Genomic DNA, 16,649 nt, shown 5'->3' with positions numbered 1-16,649 from the left:
GCTCAGCGGGCGTCCTGGCGGGGTAGCACCACCTCGCGCAGGATCAGCTGCAACGCGGCCACGGTGGGGATCGCGATGAGCGCGCCCACCACGCCCAGCAGCGCCACCCCGAGCAGCGCGGCGAGCAACGCCGCCACCTCGTTGACCGACACCGCCCGGCGCATGATCTTCGGGTAGATCAGGTAGTTCTCCACCTGCTGGTAGAGCACGAAGAACACCAGGCAGGCGATGCCCACCGGCAGGTCCGTGGCGAGCCCGACGAGCGTCACCACCACCGCGCCGAGCGTCGCGCCGATCTGCGGGATCAGATCGGTCACCGCGACCACCACGGCGAGGGCGAACGGGTACGGCAGGCCGACCGCCAGCGCGAACACGAACGTCGTCACCCCGGCCAGCACCGCGATGGCGAGCGCGCCGACCATGTACGCGCCGACCCGGGTGAGGATCTCGTCGCCGATCAGCCGGACCCGCTGCCGGCGCGAGCGCGGCACCATCGCGTACCCGAGTTCGCGCAGCTTGTCGAAGTACGCCAGGAAGTAGATCGTCAGCACCAGCACCGTGAGCAGGCGGAAGATCGTCCCGAAGATCAGTTGTGCCCCGCCGAGCACGCCGCCGAGCGCCCGCCCGATCGTGTCCGCGTTCGCCGCCGCCTGGACCCGCTCCATCACGTCGTACCGGATCACCAGGTCGTTGACAGTGGGATTGCGGCGCAGCTCCTCGACGTAGCCGGGTAGCTGCTGGAGGAACTGGCCGGACTGGGTCACCACCGGCGGCACCAGCGCCAGCAGGCCGGCGACGATCAGCAGCACCACGGTGAGCGTCACCACCGCCACCGCCAGCCCGCGCGGCAGGCCCCACTTGCGCAGCCGGACCACCGCCGGGTGCAGGCCGACCGCGAGGAACAGCGCGATCACCACGAGCACCAGGATGCCGGCGGCGTTGCGGATGCCCAGGAACAACGCGTACGCCAGCAGCACGCCGAGCGCGCCGGTGAACCCGACCAGGAAGGCGCTGCGCCGCAGCGGCCGCCCCGGTACGCCGAAGCGCCCGCTCGGCTCGAACTCACCCGGCTCGACGTCGACGGGCCGCTCGCCGCTCATGCCGGTGCCGGTCCGCGTGTGCTCCGCGGTGCGCGTGGTCTCACTCGCGGTGCCCGTGGTGTCGCTTGCGGGCCTCGCGTCGCCGGTGGGGGAGCCGGAGGTGTTCACGTCCGCGGCCTCGTCGTCCCGGGCGGCGGAACCCTCCTGTGACACCCGTGCCTCCCCGCTGCCCGGCTCGCCCGCCGGTGCCGTCCCCGGCCGACGCGCGGCCCTCTGCCCGCAGGGTAGTCGCCGCCGTCCGCCCCGACCATCCCACCACCACCCGCCGGGCCGTCCCGCCGGGCCGTCCCGGTGGGCCGCCCTGGCGCGGGTCGCCCGCCAGTTCGGGGAGGTGGTGTGGTCCGGGTGGGTGGGATGCCGCCACTTCGCCGACGTGGCGCTGGGCCCGCCAGTTCGGGGTGGATCAGTCCTTGTCGACCGTCACCGTGCTGGGCTTGGCGCTGCGCTCGTCGGTGGTCGGCTTTGTCGGGCGCTTGCCGTTCTCACCGGTGCTGGTGATCTTCGTGGGGGTGGCGCCCCGGCCGCCCTCACCCGGCACGGCAGCCACAGTGGGCTCCCCGTCGACGCCTGCTCCGCCAGGGGAGTCCATCGTGGTCACCGGTTCGCCGACCGGCTTCGCCTTGCCCGCGTCGGCGGGCTCGCCGTCACCCTTGGCCGGCCCGGCGCCGTTGGGGACCGCGGTGGCGGTGCCCTTCGCGGCCACCGGCGCACCGCCGCCGGCCGGGGTGTCGCCGGGGCTCTCCGCGCCGCTGGTGACCGGCGTGCCCTCGCCCGCCGGCGTGCCGTCGCCGGTGGACCGGCCGGTGGAGGCGGCGGCGAGATCGTCCGGGTCGACCGGGGTGGCCGCGATCCCGGCCGAGTCGGCGTCGCGCCGCAGGTCGGTGAGGCGGCGTTGCAGGTCGTCGGACTCCTGCCGCGACTTCCACGTCTCGGTACGCAGGTCGGCCAGCTCCTGCTGAGCCTTGGCGATCTCCAGCATCACGCCGGCGAGCTGCTGCCGGCCGGCGGCCACCTCCTGCTGGGTGGCGGCCAGGTGCTGCTGCGTCGTGGCGAGGTGCTGCTGGGTCGTGGCCGCGTACTCCTCGAACTGGCGTCGCGAGGCCGCGACGTGCTCGTCGGCCTTGCGGCGCTGCGCGCCGGCGTCCGCCTCGGCGCGGCGCAGCAGCTCGGCGGCCTCCAGCTCGGCCTGCTGCCGCATGCTCAGCGCGTCGGCCTCGGCGGCCTGCCGGACGTCGGCGGCGGTGCGCTCGATCTCGTCGCGCCGCGTGGTGTACGCCTGCTCCAACTCCTCCTGCCGCTTGGCGTGCTGCTTGTCCAGCTCGTCGCGGCGCTTGGCGAACTCCTGCTCGGCGGCGGCCCGGCGCTGGGCCAGCTCCTTCTCCGCGCCGTCCCGCCGCTCGGCGACCTCCTTCTCCACCCCGGCCCGCCACGCGCCCAGCTCCTGCTGGGTCTGCGCGCGGGCCTGCTGCACGTACGCCTCGGTCTCGGTGCGCATGCGCTGCACGTACGCCTCGACCTCGGCGCGGTTGCGCTTGCCGGCGTCGGCGGCCTCGGTGGTGAGCCGGTTGGCCTCGCTGCGGGCCCGGCCGCGGGTGGCCTTGGCGGCCTCCTCCGCGTCGTCCACGATCTTCTTGGCCTCGGCCAGCGCCTTGGCGTGCGTGGCCCGGCCGGCCTCGGCGGCGGCGTCGGTGAGCCGCTTGGCCTCCTGCTGGCCCTTGGCGTGCACCTCCTTGGCCGCCTCGCGGAGCTGGCTCGCCTCCTGCTGGGCCTTGGCCAGCGCCTCCTTGGCCGCCTCGCGCAGCCGCGCGGCCTCCTGCTGTGCCCGGGAGTGGATCTCCTTGGCGGTGTCGCGGAGCTGGGTGGCCTCCTGCTGGGCCTTCGCCAGCGCGTCCTGGGCGGTCCGGCGCAGCTTCTCGGCCTCGTCCTGGGCCGCCGTCCGCAGCCTCGTCGACTCGTCCTGCGCGTCCGTGCGCAGCTTCGCCGACTCGTCCTTGGCGGCCTTCAGCGTGGCCTCGGCCTCGGCCTTGCGGGCGGCGGTGTGCCGCTCCTCCTCGGTCCGGCGGGCCGCCAGCGCGATCTCGAAGTCCTTGAGCGCCTGGGCGGCCTGCTCCCGGGCCTCCTCGACGATGTGCTCGGCGGCGGCGCGACGGGCCTCGATCTCCTCGTTCGCGGCGGCCAGGATCTCGTCGGCCTGCTCCTCGGCCATCGTGAGGATCTGCTCGACGCGCGGACCCAGGTGCCGGAACGACGCCCGGTCAACGACCGCCGCCTGCTTGCGCACCTGGGCCAGGTCGCGCTGGAGCACCTCGACCTGACCGGCCAGCTTGTGGATCTGGGTGTACGCCTGTTCCCGCTCGGTGGTCAACGCCGCGATCTCGTGCTCCGCGCGAGCGACGTAGCGGTCGACCTGTCGTTTCTCGTATCCCCGCAGGGCGGACTCGAAGCTGGGCTCCGTCGTCACGTCCCCGCCGAGCGCGAACAGTTCCTCGCCGTGCGACATGCCCCCATCCTCACACGCATCCGGCTCTGCTGGGGCGATACGGACGCCCCTTCTGGGAGCTACTTCACCCTCCTGGCGAAACGGGCCGCACAAGCATGACGGCGCGGGGCGACACCGGTCACCCGGTGTCACCCCGCGCCGTGGCTCATGCCCCCGACAGCGGGTGTTCCGATCAGCCGGCCGACTCGGCCGTCACCTTCTGCCCGGAGGCGTCCGCCTTCGGCGTCTCGGCCTTGCCGCCGGCCGGCACGCCCGGCACGATGCCGGCCAGGCCGGACAGCATCTGGCCGAGCTGCGAGGTGACCGCGTCCTTCTGGCGGGTCAGGTCCTCGACCTCGCGGCGGGCCGCCTGCGTGGTCAGCTCGGCCTCGGTGCGGGCCTCGTTGAGCACCCGCTGCGCCTCGGCGCGCGCCTCGTTGAGCGTCTTGTCGGCCAGCGCCTTGGCCTTGTCAACGGTCTCGTTGGCGGTGCGCTCGGACTCGACCCGCCGGGCCTCGGCCCGCTGCTCGATCTCCTTGGCGCGCTCCTGCGCGGCACGGGCCCGCTGCTCGGCCTCGTTCACCAGCTTCTGGGTCTGCGCGACCTGGGCGGCGTGCCGCTCCGACTCCTCGCGCTCGGCCTTCTCCCGCCGCTCGGCGAGCTGGAGCTCCAGGGCCTGGAGGTCCTTGTCGCGCTTGTCGCGTGCGTCGGTGAGCAGCTTGGTCGCCTCGGCGCGCTTCTCCTCGGCCTCCCGGGCGGCCTTGGCCCGCTGCTGGGTGATCTCCCGCTCGGCGGTGGCGCGCAGCGTGGCGACCTCGCGCTCGACAGTCGACTTCAGCTCGGCCACCTCGTGCGCGGTGACCGTACGCAGCTGCTTGGTCTCGCGGTCGGCGTCGGCGCGCAGCGTGTCGGCCTCACGGCGGGCCTGCACCCGGACCTCGGCGGCCTCGCGCTCGGCGGCGGTGCGGACGCTGCCGGCCTCGCGCTCGGCGGTCGCCTTCATGGCGGCGGCCTCGGCGCGGGCCTTGTCGGTGATCTCACGCGCCTCGAGGCGGGCGGCGGAGAGGATGCCCTCCGACTCGCGCTTGGCCTCGTTGCGGTGGTCGTTGGCCTGCTCCTCGGCCAGCCGCAGGATCTGCTCGACGCGAGTGCCCAGGCCGGAGAGCGTCGGCCGGCTGTTCTCCTCGAGCTGCTTGTTGGTCTCGGTGAGCTTCTGCTCCAGCGCGCTCTGGCGCTGCTCGGCCTGCCGCAGCCGGCGCTGCGCGTCGTTCATCCGCTGCTCGGCCTCGGCACGGGCCTGCTCGGACTGGCTCAGGGCGGCGCTGAGGCGGCCGATGAAGTCGTCGACCTGGTTGGTGTTGTAACCACGCAGGCCAACGGTGAAATCGGGCTGTGAGTTCGCGTTATCGAAGAACGCAAGAGGGGAGGACTGCTGCTGGGGCATTGGGACATACTCGCAGACCCCCCAGGGTGGTTCGCAAGAGTGGTCGGCAGCTTTCGCGTCCGGTTTACATGGTCAACTCCGTCGGCCGTGCGGACCGGACCAATCGGCGATCTTGGCAGCTCCCGCGCGGGTCGGTCGAGTGGGACGTCACCGGGGAAGGTGGCGCGAAAGGGCCGCGGGTCGGAACCCGCGGCCCTTTGTTGCGTACGTCAGTCGAATGGTGACCGGGTCGGCCGGAAAGGCAATCCGGGGCGACCGTACGGTCAGTGACCGCGGAACCGGTTGATGGCGCTTTCGTGGCGCGAACGCATCTCGGTGTCGCGGACGCCGAGCCCGTCGGTGGGGGCGAGGCACCGCACGCCGACCTTGCCCTGGTGCGCGTTGCGGTGCACCTCGTACGCGGCCTGGCCGGTCTGCTCCAGCGCGTACGTCTTCGACACGGTCGGGTGCACCTTGCCGAGCGCGACCAGCCGGTTGGCCTGCCACGCCTCGTGGTAGTTGGCGAAGTGGCTGCCGACGATCCGCTTGAGGTGCATCCACAGGTAGCGGTTGTCGTACTGGTGGTTGAAGCCGCTGGTGGAGGCGCAGGTGACGATCGTGCCGCCCTTCTTGGCGACGTAGACGCTGGCGCCGAACGTCTCCCGGCCCGGGTGCTCGAAGACGATGTCCGGGTCCTCGCCGCCGGTCAGCTCGCGGATGCGCTCACCGAAGCGGCGCCACTCGTCCTGGTCCTGGGTCTGCTCGTCGGACCAGAACTTGAACCCCTCGGCGGTGCGGTCGATGACCAGCTCGGCGCCCATCTTGCGGCACAGCTCGGCCTTCTCCGGGGAGGAGACCACGCAGACCGGGATCGCGCCGCCGTTGAGGGCCATCTGGGTGGCGTACCCGCCGAGGCCGCCGGAGGCGCCCCAGATCAGCACCACGTCGCCCTGCTTCATGTTCGCGCCGTGGTGCGAGACGAGCTGCCGGTACGCGGTGGAGTTGACCAGCCCCGGGCTGGCCGCCTCCTCCCAGCTCAGGTGGCGCGGCTTCGGCATCAGCTGGTTGGCCTTGACGATCGCCAGCTCGGCCAGGCCGCCGAAGTTGGTCTCGAAGCCCCAGATCCGCTGCTGCGGGTCGAGCATCGTGTCGTCGTGACCGGCGGAGTCCTCCAGCTCGACCGACAGGCAGTGCGCCACCACCTCGTCGCCGGCCTTCCACTTGGTCACGCCCGGCCCGGTACGCAGCACCACGCCCGCGGCGTCCGAGCCGACCACGTGGTACGGCAGGTCGTGGCGGCGGGTCAGCTCGGAGAGCCGGCCGTAGCGCTGGAGGAACTTGAACGTGGGCAGCGGCTCGAAGATGCTCGTCCACACCGTGTTGTAGTTGATCGCGCTGGCCATCACCGCGACGAGCGCCTCACCCGGGCCCAGCTCGGGGGTGGGCACCTCCTGCACGTGCAGCGCCTTGCGCGGGTCCTTGTCGCGGGTGGCCATGCCCTCGAACATGCGGGTGTCCTCGGCACGCACCACCACGCCCCGGTAGCTCTCCGGCACGGGCAGTCCGGCGAGGCCGGCGAGCTCCCGCTCCGGCTGCGACGAACCCTCCGCCGCCATGATCGCTTCGAGGATGTCCTGCACGGTGACCTCCCGTTAGTCCACACCCGCACGACGCGGGCAGGGGTGCTGCCATCGTCGGCGCCGGTGCGACGGGACCGCCATGTCGGCAATCGACACTTCCGGCACCGGTCGCCGCTGCTGTTCGGGCGGACGTTACTGAACGGTAGCTAAAGCGGGAACCCCTCTGTGAAAAACTGCATCCACCGATGCGTGGAGGTGTCCGTGGGAACGTGCAAGCGCGCACTGCCGCGCGTGTTCCCACGTGTTAGGAAGGGCCCCTTCTTAACAGACGTCTGTTAAGAAGGGGCCCTTCCTTACACCTCAGGCGGGCTGGACCAGCTCGATCAGCACGCCGCCGGCGTCCTTGGGGTGCACGAAGTTGACCCGGGAGTCCGAGGTGCCGCGCCGGGGCGCGTCGTAGAGCAGCCGTACGCCGCGCTCGCGCAGCGCCGCGCAGGCCACGTCGATGTCCGCCACCGTGTACGCGACCTGCTGGATGCCGGGACCACGCTTGTCCAGGAACTTGCCGATCGTGGTGTCCGGCGAGAGCGGGGCGAGCAGCTGCACCATGCCGCCGGAGGCGTCCGGGCCGACCGCGAGCATCGCCTCGCGTACGCCCTGCTCGACGTTGGTCTCGGTGTGCACGCAGCGCATCCCGAACGTGCGCTGGTAGAAGTCGATCGCGGCGTCCAGGTCGGCAACGGCGATCCCGACGTGGTCGATGCGGCGCAGGCCGATGTCTGTGACAAACTCGGCAGCGGGCTCGACGGGGGAGTTCTCAGCCATGACGCTAGTCTGACCGAACAATCGTTCGGAAGCCGTGCCCAGTCGGCCATCTCACGCCGCTGAACGGACCACGCCCGAACGTCCCCGCCGCCCCCGTCCGCCGAACGGCCGACCTGCCGGCGAGTCCACCCGCCCGGCATCGGCCGTCCGCCCGACCCAGCGCAGGCCGAGTCCGGTTCGTCCGCCCGGCCGCCCGATGCACCGCTGACCAGCCTCGGAGCACGATCCGAAGCGGAACCCCGACAGCCAGTAGTCGGCCCCCGGTCAGCGACCGCACCGCAGACCGAGGGCCTTGATCGGACGACGGAGGTCCGACCCATGCGCACCCTAACCACGCCCAACGCGAAGCCGGTCAGCGAGATGACTTTCGCGGAGATCGATGCCGAGATCCGGGCAACGGCGCCCCCGCCCACGGACTACGAGCGCGGCCTGATCCAGGGGCAGATCATCGCCTTGGAGTCGCTGCTCGAAGCGCTCGCCGACGACGCGCCGGACCTCATCCAGGTACTGCTGACGCACTCGCGGCGGCGCGCGGCCGAGCGGGGCATCCGGTGACCGATCCGTACATCGCCGAGTACCTCCAAGACCTGCGCGCGAACGGCAAGCACGCCGACAGCACCCTCAGCACGTACGCCGACCTGCTGAACCGCCTCGACCGTCAACTCCCCGAGGGCCTCACCGGCGCGCACGCCGACGAACTGCGCGCCGCCATCTACACCGAGGGCCGTAAGCCCGGCACACGGCACCTCTACCGGGCCGCCGTCACCGGGTTCTTCCGGTGGGCGTGCGATCCGGACGAACCGCGCCTGGACTGGGATCCCAGCCGCTACCTGCCGTCCGTGCGCATCCCGCAGCGCGCCTCCCGGCCGATCACCCACGACCAGCTGCGCGACATCCTCGCCCGCGCCCGCGCCCCGTTCCGGGTGTGGTACCTGCTGGCCGCCGGCGAGGGCCTGCGGTGCGTCGAGATCTCCCGACTCGACCGGGAGGACATCACCGAGGCCGACACCCTCATTCGCGGCAAGGGCGGCCGGGAGCGGATCGTGCCCACCCCCGCCGCGCTGTGGCAGGCGGTGGTCGACCTGCCGTCCGGGCCGATCGCCCGCCACCCGGACGGCACGGGCCGGGCCGACCGCCGGCAGGTACGCGAACGCGCCAACTACCACCTCCAGCGCACGCTGCGGCACCGCGGCGTGAGCATGCACCGGCTGCGCCACTGGTACGGCACCTACGTGCACAAGGCCGGCGGCGGGGACCTGCGGGTCACGCAGGAGCTGCTGGGTCACGCCTCGCCGAACACCACTCAGGTGTACGTCGACACCAGCGGCGACAGCAAACGCGCCGCGGTGGACAACCTGCCGCTGCCCGTCGACTGACGGCCGGCGCCGGACCTTATCCGCTTCGAGGCTCGCCGAGGGGAGGTGGAGCAAAATGAGAACCGTCAAGCTGCTGGCCCTGGCCGGCCTGGCCGGTGCGGCGCTGGCGGCCGTCATCCTCGTGGTGACGGTCGAGCTGGTGCTCCCCAAGCTGGGGTACTGATCTCTGACAGCGGTGGGCCCCGTCCGGTTCGGACGGGGCCCACCGTTCATTGGAGGGTGTGTGGACGTCTACGCCGCGGCGGCACGGGGCCGCGGGGGTTCGGCGGCGACGTCGGCCAGATCGGCCGACCGTCGGCCACCTCGATCCGGGGCGTGCGGTCCGGCGGCAGGTGCGCCGGATCGGCGATCACCACCACCTCCACCTCCCCGTCGAGCACCATGCGTTCCACGGCCTCCCAGGGGGCGTGGATGATGCCCTCGAAGTGGTAGCCCCGCCGTAGCACATGGCCCATGCACCTGGCGGAGGGCTCCAGTGCCTCGATGGTCGGCGGCACCCAAATCACGGCTCTCTCCATGACATCTTCTCCTGATCAGCTCCGACACGGGCGAGTGATCAGAAACAGTCGCGGCGGCGGGGGACCGCGTTCGACGGGCCGGCTGGTGGCGTCCGTGTCGACGGCCGCCGCTGCTTCCCCCCGGTGCAGTGATGGTGGTGGTGCGGGCGCAGCGATGCTGGCCCAGGCCAGGGAACTCGGATCCCCGATCGCCCCTGCCGCGGTGCCGGCCGGTGCGGGTGACAGCCGCATCGGCAGCGCGGGCGGTGGGGGGTCGCCGACCGGCAAGTCGCGCGCCGTCATCGCGGCGTCGCTGACTGCCGTCGGCCGGATGACCACTGGCGGCCGTGCAGGCGGGCCGGTGCGCTCGGCTGGGTCCACGGTCGGCGGCCGGGCGGTCGACGTGACGGCCGGGGCCGGGCTGGCTGGCAGGGCGGCCGGCGTGGGCGAGGGTGACGGCGCAGATGTCGACGGGCTGGCGAAGGGTGTCGGCGACAGGGTGGGTACCGCCGTCGGCCCACTAGACGGCACCGCCGTCGCCGTCGCGGCCGGGTCCGGCACGGGGGTCGGGAGGGACGGTGTTCGGTTTGGCGCTGGTGTCTGCGTCAGCTCCGGCAGTGTCGGAGTGTCGACCGGCGTCGGGCTGACCGGCGCGGGGATCAGGTCGACCTCTGTGGGGTCAGCGGCCAGCCATCCGCCCGCCGCCGCCCCGAGCATCATTGCCCGTAGCCAGATCCTCACCCACCGCATTCTTCGTCACATGCAAGTTGCGGCGTCAACCTTGCGTGATCGGCTGTTCGCATTGCGCGTGAAGTGGCCTCCCTGGCTAGCTGCTCAAACTCCTCCACACAGGCCGTCTTCCGATACGGGCGCAGCAGCCGGCGGAGCGCCTGCACCCGGTCGTCTGCCCGCACCGATCCGGCCCCCGCCGCCAGGCGCAGAGCCCGGCCCGCGACATCGACCGCACGCTCCACCTCGCGCGCCTGCACCAGCGACTCCGCAAGCCACGTCAGGTACAGCGACGTCTCCCGACCGGTGTCCTCTCCGTAGTCCGCGGTGGCCTGCTCCAGGATCGGCACCGCCCGCAGCGGCCGGCGCAGCTGCGTCCACACCCGCCCGGCCATCACCGCGACCTCATCGGGGGACAGCCAGTACGTCCACACCGGGTCGTCGGCGGGCTGCCGCTGCGCGTACGTCTCAGCCACCGCGCCGAGCGCACGTTCGGCCTGGCTGGCCTCACCGGCGCGGGCATGCGCCCACGCCACCCGCTCCAGCAGCAGCGCCCGCGCCGTCGCCGTGGCCGCGTGCTGCGCGCCCCGGTACGCCGACCGGGCCAGCGTCACCGCCCTGCGCGGATCCCCGACGTTGGCCTCCTGGTAGGCCAGCGTCGACAGGTTGTTCGCCGCGCCCGCCACGTCACCGCCGGCGTGCGCCGCCCGCACCCCGGCCAGATAGAGGCGTTCGGCCTCGGCGTACCGGCCGGCGTCGTTGGCCACGTACCCGGCCAGCTGGCACAGCTCCCCGACCGCGACCAGCAGCCGCCGTCCCACCGGCTCGGTGTAGGAGGCGTCCCGCAGCAGGTTCGCGGTGACAGCCAGCTCCTGACTCACGACGTCGTGAGTCTGCACACCACCCACATGGTCGTCCAGTAGCCGCAGCTGCTGCACGCGCCGCTCCACCTGGTCGACCACCCGGGCGCCGATACGGCGGCCGGCGCGCACCTCGTACACCTGCGGCGGCTCGGCGATCAGCCACTCGTGAGCCAGGGCCACCGCGTTGTCGGCGGTTGGTGACTCGGCAAGCAGCCGCGCGGCGAGGGCTTCCGCGTCGACGCGCCTCCAGTCCCCGTCCAGCGGCCACCGCACCCGGCCGCTGGCCTCAGTGGCGAGTGCGGCCAGCTGGCCGCCTGCGTGCAGCGCGTTGTCCAACGCCGCGGCGATCGCCAGCGCCGGCGGGCGTCGGCCGCTCTCGACGCGGGACAGGTGTCCGGGATCGACGTGGGCGCGGCGTGCCAGCTCGCGCAGGGTGATCCCACACGCGGCGCGCCACCTGCGCACCGCCTCGCCGAACGTCTCGGTCACCGCCGCCCCCGGTGGTGTTGCCAGTGTTGCCAGCTCGGGCGTGGCATCACCTGACCTCTGGCCCGCCGCTCACTGTGGCGACCAAGCTACAGACAGATCGCGGACAGCGACAGGAGGTGGACGATGCAGGGCGGGGCTGGTGGCCAGTTTGTTCGATATCGAGGCGGCTGCCGCCGCGGTATGACTACTCCGCCTCGACGCCGCCGGCCCGCAGGATCTGGCGCACCCGTTCGCGGGAGTAGCCCGTTCGCCGGACGAGATCCACCTGCCGGGCGCCGCCGCGGAACTCGTCGACGATGGCCTGGTGCAGCTCGGCTCGCGCCTGGTCTACGCGCGCCTTGGCGTCGGCCTTGATCTGCCGGGCGCGCTGCTCGGCTCGCGCCTCCGCCTGCGGCAAGTCGGCCTCGGCCTTCTTCAGCGCGCGCATCGCCGCGTCGAGATCCACTTGGCCATCTTCGCTGCCGTCAGGGTAGGCAAAGCGAGCCGGGGTCCACAGTGGGCCAACCGCGCAGGTTCACAGATTGGGCCAACAGCGCTACCGTACGGAGTTGGCAGTGTAAGCCGCCCCCCGGCCAGCGCCGGTAACGCCGGACCGGGGGACTTGATCGACCCCAGGGAGGTCGACCCATGCGCACCCTACCCATCGCGCTCCCGCAGTGCGGAGAGCCGGCCACGACACGCATCGAGATCTATTCCGCCGACTCCCTCGACGCGAACGCCTACACCTGTCAGATGCACGCCGAGGCCGCGATCGCCGCCGTCGAGCGGGCGGGCCGGTCGGCTAGCCCCATCACCATGGCTCCCGGCGTCCAGCGGCCCTGCGGCTATGTGCACGTCTACCCCACCGGCAGGCTTGCCGAGCCGGAGGACGGCCCGGCGCACCCGCCGTGGTGCGATCACAAGAACTGTGACCAACGCGGCCGGCACCAGTCGGTTCGCCTGCCCGTCAGCACGGGTCGCCCGGAAGCGGTCATCGCCGACCTCGCGCTGACCGAAGCTCTCAGCGCCGGCGTCGATCCCATGATCGCGCTGACCGTAGTTGACGGCGACAGCGGACGGGAGATCGTGCTGTCTCTCGGACAGAGCCGCGTGCTGTCCTACCAGATCCGGCGGCTGCTCGACCTCAGCAACGGCCACCGCGGCAACCGGCGGCCGTCCTGGTAGCGCCGGAGGAACCATCGCGGCCCGCCACCGCACCTGGTGGCGGGCCGCCGTCACCCCGCGCCGTGATCGTGATGCCCCGAGAGGACCACGTGCGTCTGCTCGCCATCGCCGCGCAGTACGCCACCGACCGTGGCTACCATGTCATCGCCGCCGCGCCCGGCATGGTCGCGCTGCGGATGGTCCTCGACGGGCACGCCGACGTGGTGATCTCACCGACGGCGATCGACCTGCCCGAGGTGCAGATCGCCAACCAGGCACCGCCGCCGTTGATACCCCGCCCCCGCACCGCCTCCGACGTCGTTCCCCCGAGCCGCCGCCGCCCGCGCCGCCGCATCCCAGACGCGACACGTGACGCACCTGGCGGCCATTGAGTAGTAGTAGCGCCGCTAGCAGGCGCAGAACCCGAGGACCAACACGACCAGCACGCCCGCCACGGCGTACATCTGCCCGGTCGTCCACGCCGGCTTGATGACCACACCGCCGTGGGTCGGTGTGATCCACGCGGCCGTCGACCAATTCCGCTGCACGTACACCCGGTTGGGGCCACTGCGGGGCGTCACGTGGAAGCCGGCGGTGCGGGCGGCCTCCACCGCCTCATCCATGGTGATTTGCCAGGTCCGGGCGTACACCTTGCCGCGGGGGTAGAAGGGACGGCGCTCCGGGCGTGGCGGCGGTGTGGTGGACATCGGCGGAACTGCTCCCGAGAGGTTTGGAGCCAGACAGTCGGTCAATCGACGACTGTAGGTGTGCATGTCCAGCCGGGGCAACGGCACCGTGATGTAACACCGCATCCTGTGTGGACGCCTACAGCTCCGGATGCGGGGTGCGCGCATCCAAGTGCGGCAGGGACCGGGCCGTCCACTTCCTCCACGCCCCCGGGAGGGTGGTTCCGTCCCTGCCGCACCGAAGCCGTCAGCTGGGCTGGTTACCGGGCCAGCGCTGGTTGACGCCGCCCGGCCGTCGGGCGTCGGAGGGGCACGGCACCTCGGACAGCCACGGCCGGTCGGCGTCGACGCGCGGCGGGTGGCCGGTGAAGGCGATGCCCCACAGCTGGCGCAGGTGCTGCCAGTCCGGGTGCGCGTCGCAGTAGCGGCAGTCGCCGGGGGCGTGCAGCACCGCCTGGTCGCAGTGCGGCATCGTCGGCGGGCCGGTCACCGGCGAGGCGGCGCACGGTCCGTCGTGGCCGTACCCGCGAGGGCACGTCCACCCGGCTGGTGGGCGGTCGCAGTGTCCCGCCCGCCCCGGCCAGCCGCTGGGTGGGGGAGGCGGCGGTGGGGGAGAGGCCGCCGGCGGCGGGATCATCGCCGTCGGCACCAGGAACGGACTCTCGTGCACCTCGCGCCGGCGGGCGGCGTCGCGTCGGAATGGCCACACGGTCAGACCTCCGGCCGCGGGTCGGTCTTCGGGGCGGCGGCCAGTGGCGGGAACACCTGCTGGAAGAACGCGTTGACGGACGGCACGGCGAGCACGCGGGTGATGCCGCCGGCCACGGCGAGGATCGCGGTGACCCACGCGACCCGTTCGATACCGGCGGCCTTCGCCGCCTCGGGCAGCATGATCGCGACCGGGGGGATGTACGCGACGATGGTGCGCAGCACCGCCCGCCACGGGTGGCGGGCCTGAGTGATCTGGGTCGGGGCGGTCACGGTTGTCTCCTTCGCTGGCTGGGTGGGATCGGGTAGGGCTTGGGGGTGGCGCCCGCCTCCCGCAGCTCGGCGCGGGCGTCGTTGTACTGGTCGCGCCAGAAGTCGCGGTCGTCCTCGGCGTCGGCGGCCCGCTGTGCCAGGTCTGCCACGGCGGCCCGTTCGGTGGCGCGCACGCCGGCGCGCACGGACCCGACCCCGCGTAGCAGTGCCCGCGCCCAGGCGAGGCCGCCGGTGGTCAGCAGCGCGGCGACGATCGTGACGACGGCTTGCGTGGCGGTCACCGATCACCCCGGTTGCGGATCATGGCGGCTCGGGTGGCCTCCCGGCGCAGCACCTCGATATCGCGGCCTCTGGCCCACATCAGGAACGCCATGCCGGCCAGGAACAGGCCGCCCATGACCGCGGCGGCCCGGCCGGTGGCGAACAGCACCACCGCGTACGCGGCAAGGGAGGTGGACAGCAGCGGGCAGCCCAGGGCTTCCCCCAGCCACCGGTCCGACCACGCACCCCAGCCCGCGAGCAGACCGCCGGCGATGAGGAACCCCGCCCACAGGTACACCAGCGCGCCGGTGGCGTCGGTCACGCGCGGGTCGGGGACGATAGCCGCGCCGATCCCGGCCGCGGCCACGGCGGCGTAGCCGACGACCCGGGACCAGCGGCGCGGCCTGGCGACCATCAGCCGGCGTCCGGGGCGAGGCCGCCGGCGAACGCGTCCCGCACCGCGGCCTCCACGTCGTCGCGGGTCAGCGTGCCCGGCGGCAGCTTCGCCAGCACGGCGGCCACCAGGGCGTCACCGGCCGATGCGGCGCCCTCGCGGGCGGCGGCGCGGATCTGATCCAGCTCGGCCGGGTCGATGTCCACCTTCTCGGCCAGGAGACGGCTGGTGGCCACCAGCTCGTTGAGCACGCCGAGCGTGGACATGCCCTTCGGGATGCCTCCACCGACGTACCGCCAGGCGGTGCCACGCAGGTGCATGTCGACCGCGGGGTCCTTCAGCAGCGTCAGGAACTGGGCCGGGGTCATCATGTCGTCGTCGTCTCCTCGGATGCGGGCCACCGGGTCGTAGCCGGCGGCGATGGTGCTGGTCTCGTAGCCGGTCAGGCCGGACAGGTGGATGTGGCCGCGGTCGGTGGACGACCGGCGGGCGTAGGTCGGCTCCCACGACTCGTGCCAGCAGGGGCCGCCGTTGTTGCGCTCGGGCTCCCAGTTCATGTACTTCAGCCAGCGGATCCCGGCCACGCCTGCCTTGCGGTCGGCGAGCAGCTGCGCGCCGAGTTGCTGGAGCGACGGCAGCGGCAGGCCGTCGACCTTGGACCGCTGGCCGTCCTTCGGCGGCATGACGTCGCCGGCGTACCCGACGCCGTAGCGCGCCTTGCCCGGGAAGCCGGTGGCCGAGTACGGCGTGTGGTCCTCCGGCGGATCCGCCTCCAGGTGGGAGCGGTTGCCGATGTCGTAGACGGTGTAGCCGTGACCGCGCAGGGTGTCCCGCAGATCGGCCATCGGTGTCATCAGCCGGAACGGGCTACCGTCCTTGACCCATGTCAGTCGCCGTTGTCTGCCCACGTCGTTGGCCTCCTGTGTGATCAGCTGCCGCAGGACAGCCTGTTCGGCCGGCCGTTTGGTCAGGTCGCCGCGAGCCGCGCCCATGTCCCGGTGGAAGTGCGCCCACACCCGGCAGCCGGCTTCCCGGGCGGCGGTGTGTGTGGCCCGGTACCAGGCGGCGGCCAGCGTCCCGCTCGGGTCGAGGTCGACGGAGAAGCCGTTGGCGCGCAGGATCCGCGGGTGGTCGACCTCCGCGAGCCCCCAGTCCCGGCCGAGCTGCCCGGCGATGTCGATCGGCACCTTCAGCGCGCTGGCCGGGTCCTCGTACACCCGCGGCTTCCAGGGGTCCGGCTCGCCGGCCATGAACGGGTACCAGTCGAACAACAGCAGGTCCACGGCGTCGGCCTCATGCTCCGGCCACCAGATCCGCCAGTCGCCGCCGCGCCGGATCCACTGGAGCGTCCAGCACACGGCGAGCTGAAGGCGTCCCTCCGCCCGGGCCGGGTGGTCGCCGACCTGCTCGCGGGTGCGCGTCCAGCTGGCCCGGTACTGCGTCGGGGTGGGGTCGCCGCCCTCCTGTTGCTCCGGCTCGTGGTGCGTGATGAGGTCAACGTCGACGTCCGGCCGGTACTTCAGCCACGCCTGCACGAACGCCGCTCGGTCGGCCATCTGGTCCTTGAAGCTGACGATCGCCGTGCAGTTCTCCGGAAGGTCGACCAGCCGCTGCCGGCCGACCCGGGCCGGGTCCGTCCAGGCCGAGGCCGGGAGACCCTCGCCCGCGGCGAAGTACACGCGCACCGCGGTCGACCCCGGGTAGAGGTCCCGCATCTGGGTGATGGCCCGGTCGCCCGGACACCACCCGGTGGGCATCACCGCGCGCCCCTGTCGGCGCCGCGGTCACCCCCTCGAACCTCGGTCACATCGTCCCCTCCTTCG

At 72.6% G+C, this 16,649-nt stretch carries 18 protein-coding genes; 4 read left to right on the top strand and 14 right to left on the bottom strand.

Annotated features, from left to right (window positions below; all coding sequences use genetic code 11):
- Positions 1–2 precede the first annotated feature (2 nt).
- From FB454_RS04460 to mce, 5 genes are all read right to left on the bottom strand, one after another.
- Positions 3–1,100: an AI-2E family transporter gene (locus FB454_RS04460; RefSeq protein WP_174361816.1), complete on the bottom strand. Its 1,098-nt coding sequence runs from the start codon at positions 1,098–1,100 to the stop codon at positions 3–5.
- Between the two features lie 403 nt (positions 1,101–1,503).
- Positions 1,504–3,600 (bottom strand): hypothetical protein, encoded by a 2,097-nt coding sequence (locus FB454_RS04455; RefSeq protein WP_145822565.1) that lies wholly within the window; start codon positions 3,598–3,600, stop codon positions 1,504–1,506.
- 172 nt (positions 3,601–3,772) lie between these two features.
- Positions 3,773–5,023, bottom strand: coding sequence for a DivIVA domain-containing protein (locus tag FB454_RS04450; RefSeq protein ID WP_013475376.1), 1,251 nt, complete (start codon positions 5,021–5,023; stop codon positions 3,773–3,775).
- Positions 5,024–5,286: 263 nt separating this feature from the next.
- On the bottom strand, positions 5,287–6,642 hold the full coding sequence (ccrA, locus tag FB454_RS04445) for a crotonyl-CoA carboxylase/reductase (RefSeq protein ID WP_145822564.1): 1,356 nt from the start codon (positions 6,640–6,642) through the stop codon (positions 5,287–5,289).
- 300 nt (positions 6,643–6,942) lie between these two features.
- Entirely contained in the window at positions 6,943–7,407 is a 465-nt protein-coding gene (gene mce / locus FB454_RS04440; RefSeq protein WP_145822563.1) for a methylmalonyl-CoA epimerase, read from the bottom strand.
- Between the two features lie 318 nt (positions 7,408–7,725).
- On the opposite strand from mce, the gene FB454_RS04435 reads away from it, so the two are divergent.
- Both FB454_RS04435 and FB454_RS04430 read left to right on the top strand, forming a co-directional pair.
- Positions 7,726–7,962 carry a hypothetical protein gene (locus tag FB454_RS04435; protein WP_145822562.1) on the top strand — a complete coding sequence of 79 codons (237 nt, stop codon included), beginning with the start codon at positions 7,726–7,728 and terminating at the stop codon, positions 7,960–7,962.
- Entirely contained in the window at positions 7,959–8,783 is an 825-nt protein-coding gene (locus FB454_RS04430; protein ID WP_145822561.1) for a tyrosine-type recombinase/integrase, read from the top strand. The genes FB454_RS04435 and FB454_RS04430 overlap by 4 nt, the downstream gene beginning before the upstream one ends.
- Before the next feature lie 209 nt (positions 8,784–8,992).
- On the opposite strand, the gene FB454_RS04425 is transcribed toward FB454_RS04430, so the two are convergent.
- From FB454_RS04425 to FB454_RS04415, 3 genes are all read right to left on the bottom strand, one after another.
- Positions 8,993–9,301, bottom strand: a complete 309-nt coding sequence (locus FB454_RS04425; protein ID WP_145822560.1) for a hypothetical protein — start codon at positions 9,299–9,301, stop codon at positions 8,993–8,995.
- Between the two features lie 716 nt (positions 9,302–10,017).
- Complete coding sequence (locus tag FB454_RS04420; RefSeq protein WP_145822559.1) at positions 10,018–11,361, bottom strand: NsdA family TPR-like regulatory protein; 1,344 nt, start codon at positions 11,359–11,361, stop codon at positions 10,018–10,020.
- A gap of 184 nt (positions 11,362–11,545) precedes the next feature.
- Positions 11,546–11,806, bottom strand: a complete 261-nt coding sequence (locus tag FB454_RS04415; RefSeq protein ID WP_145822558.1) for a hypothetical protein — start codon at positions 11,804–11,806, stop codon at positions 11,546–11,548.
- Between the two features lie 182 nt (positions 11,807–11,988).
- Between FB454_RS04415 and FB454_RS04410 the strand changes: the two genes are divergently transcribed.
- Both FB454_RS04410 and FB454_RS04405 read left to right on the top strand, forming a co-directional pair.
- A complete protein-coding gene (locus tag FB454_RS04410) occupies positions 11,989–12,525 on the top strand; it encodes a hypothetical protein (protein WP_145822557.1) in 537 nt (178 codons plus the stop codon).
- A gap of 71 nt (positions 12,526–12,596) precedes the next feature.
- Positions 12,597–12,896: a response regulator transcription factor gene (locus FB454_RS04405; protein ID WP_145822556.1), complete on the top strand. Its 300-nt coding sequence runs from the start codon at positions 12,597–12,599 to the stop codon at positions 12,894–12,896.
- Between the two features lie 15 nt (positions 12,897–12,911).
- Here the strand turns inward: FB454_RS04405 and FB454_RS04400 are convergent, their stop codons facing one another.
- From FB454_RS04400 to FB454_RS04375, 6 genes are all read right to left on the bottom strand, one after another.
- Positions 12,912–13,211, bottom strand: a complete 300-nt coding sequence (locus FB454_RS04400; protein ID WP_145822555.1) for a hypothetical protein — start codon at positions 13,209–13,211, stop codon at positions 12,912–12,914.
- A 226-nt stretch (positions 13,212–13,437) separates the two neighbouring features.
- Positions 13,438–13,899: a hypothetical protein gene (locus tag FB454_RS04395; protein WP_145822554.1), complete on the bottom strand. Its 462-nt coding sequence runs from the start codon at positions 13,897–13,899 to the stop codon at positions 13,438–13,440.
- 2 nt (positions 13,900–13,901) lie between these two features.
- Positions 13,902–14,171, bottom strand: a complete 270-nt coding sequence (locus FB454_RS04390) for a hypothetical protein (RefSeq protein ID WP_145822553.1) — start codon at positions 14,169–14,171, stop codon at positions 13,902–13,904.
- Positions 14,168–14,452 (bottom strand): hypothetical protein, encoded by a 285-nt coding sequence (locus FB454_RS04385; RefSeq protein WP_145822552.1) that lies wholly within the window; start codon positions 14,450–14,452, stop codon positions 14,168–14,170. The genes FB454_RS04390 and FB454_RS04385 overlap by 4 nt, the downstream gene beginning before the upstream one ends.
- The gene (locus FB454_RS04380; RefSeq protein WP_145822551.1) at positions 14,449–14,847 is read right to left on the bottom strand and encodes a hypothetical protein; all 399 of its coding nucleotides are present in this window, start codon (positions 14,845–14,847) and stop codon (positions 14,449–14,451) included. Before FB454_RS04380 ends, FB454_RS04385 begins: the two co-directional genes overlap by 4 nt.
- The gene (locus tag FB454_RS04375) at positions 14,847–16,583 is read right to left on the bottom strand and encodes a hypothetical protein (RefSeq protein WP_145822550.1); all 1,737 of its coding nucleotides are present in this window, start codon (positions 16,581–16,583) and stop codon (positions 14,847–14,849) included. The genes FB454_RS04380 and FB454_RS04375 overlap by 1 nt, the downstream gene beginning before the upstream one ends.
- Positions 16,584–16,649: the final 66 nt, after the last annotated feature.

The organism is Micromonospora sp. CNZ297 (assembly GCF_007827625.1).
The sequence above is the reverse complement of the archived record's forward strand: the minus strand, read 5'-3'. Positions and strand labels throughout refer to the sequence as shown.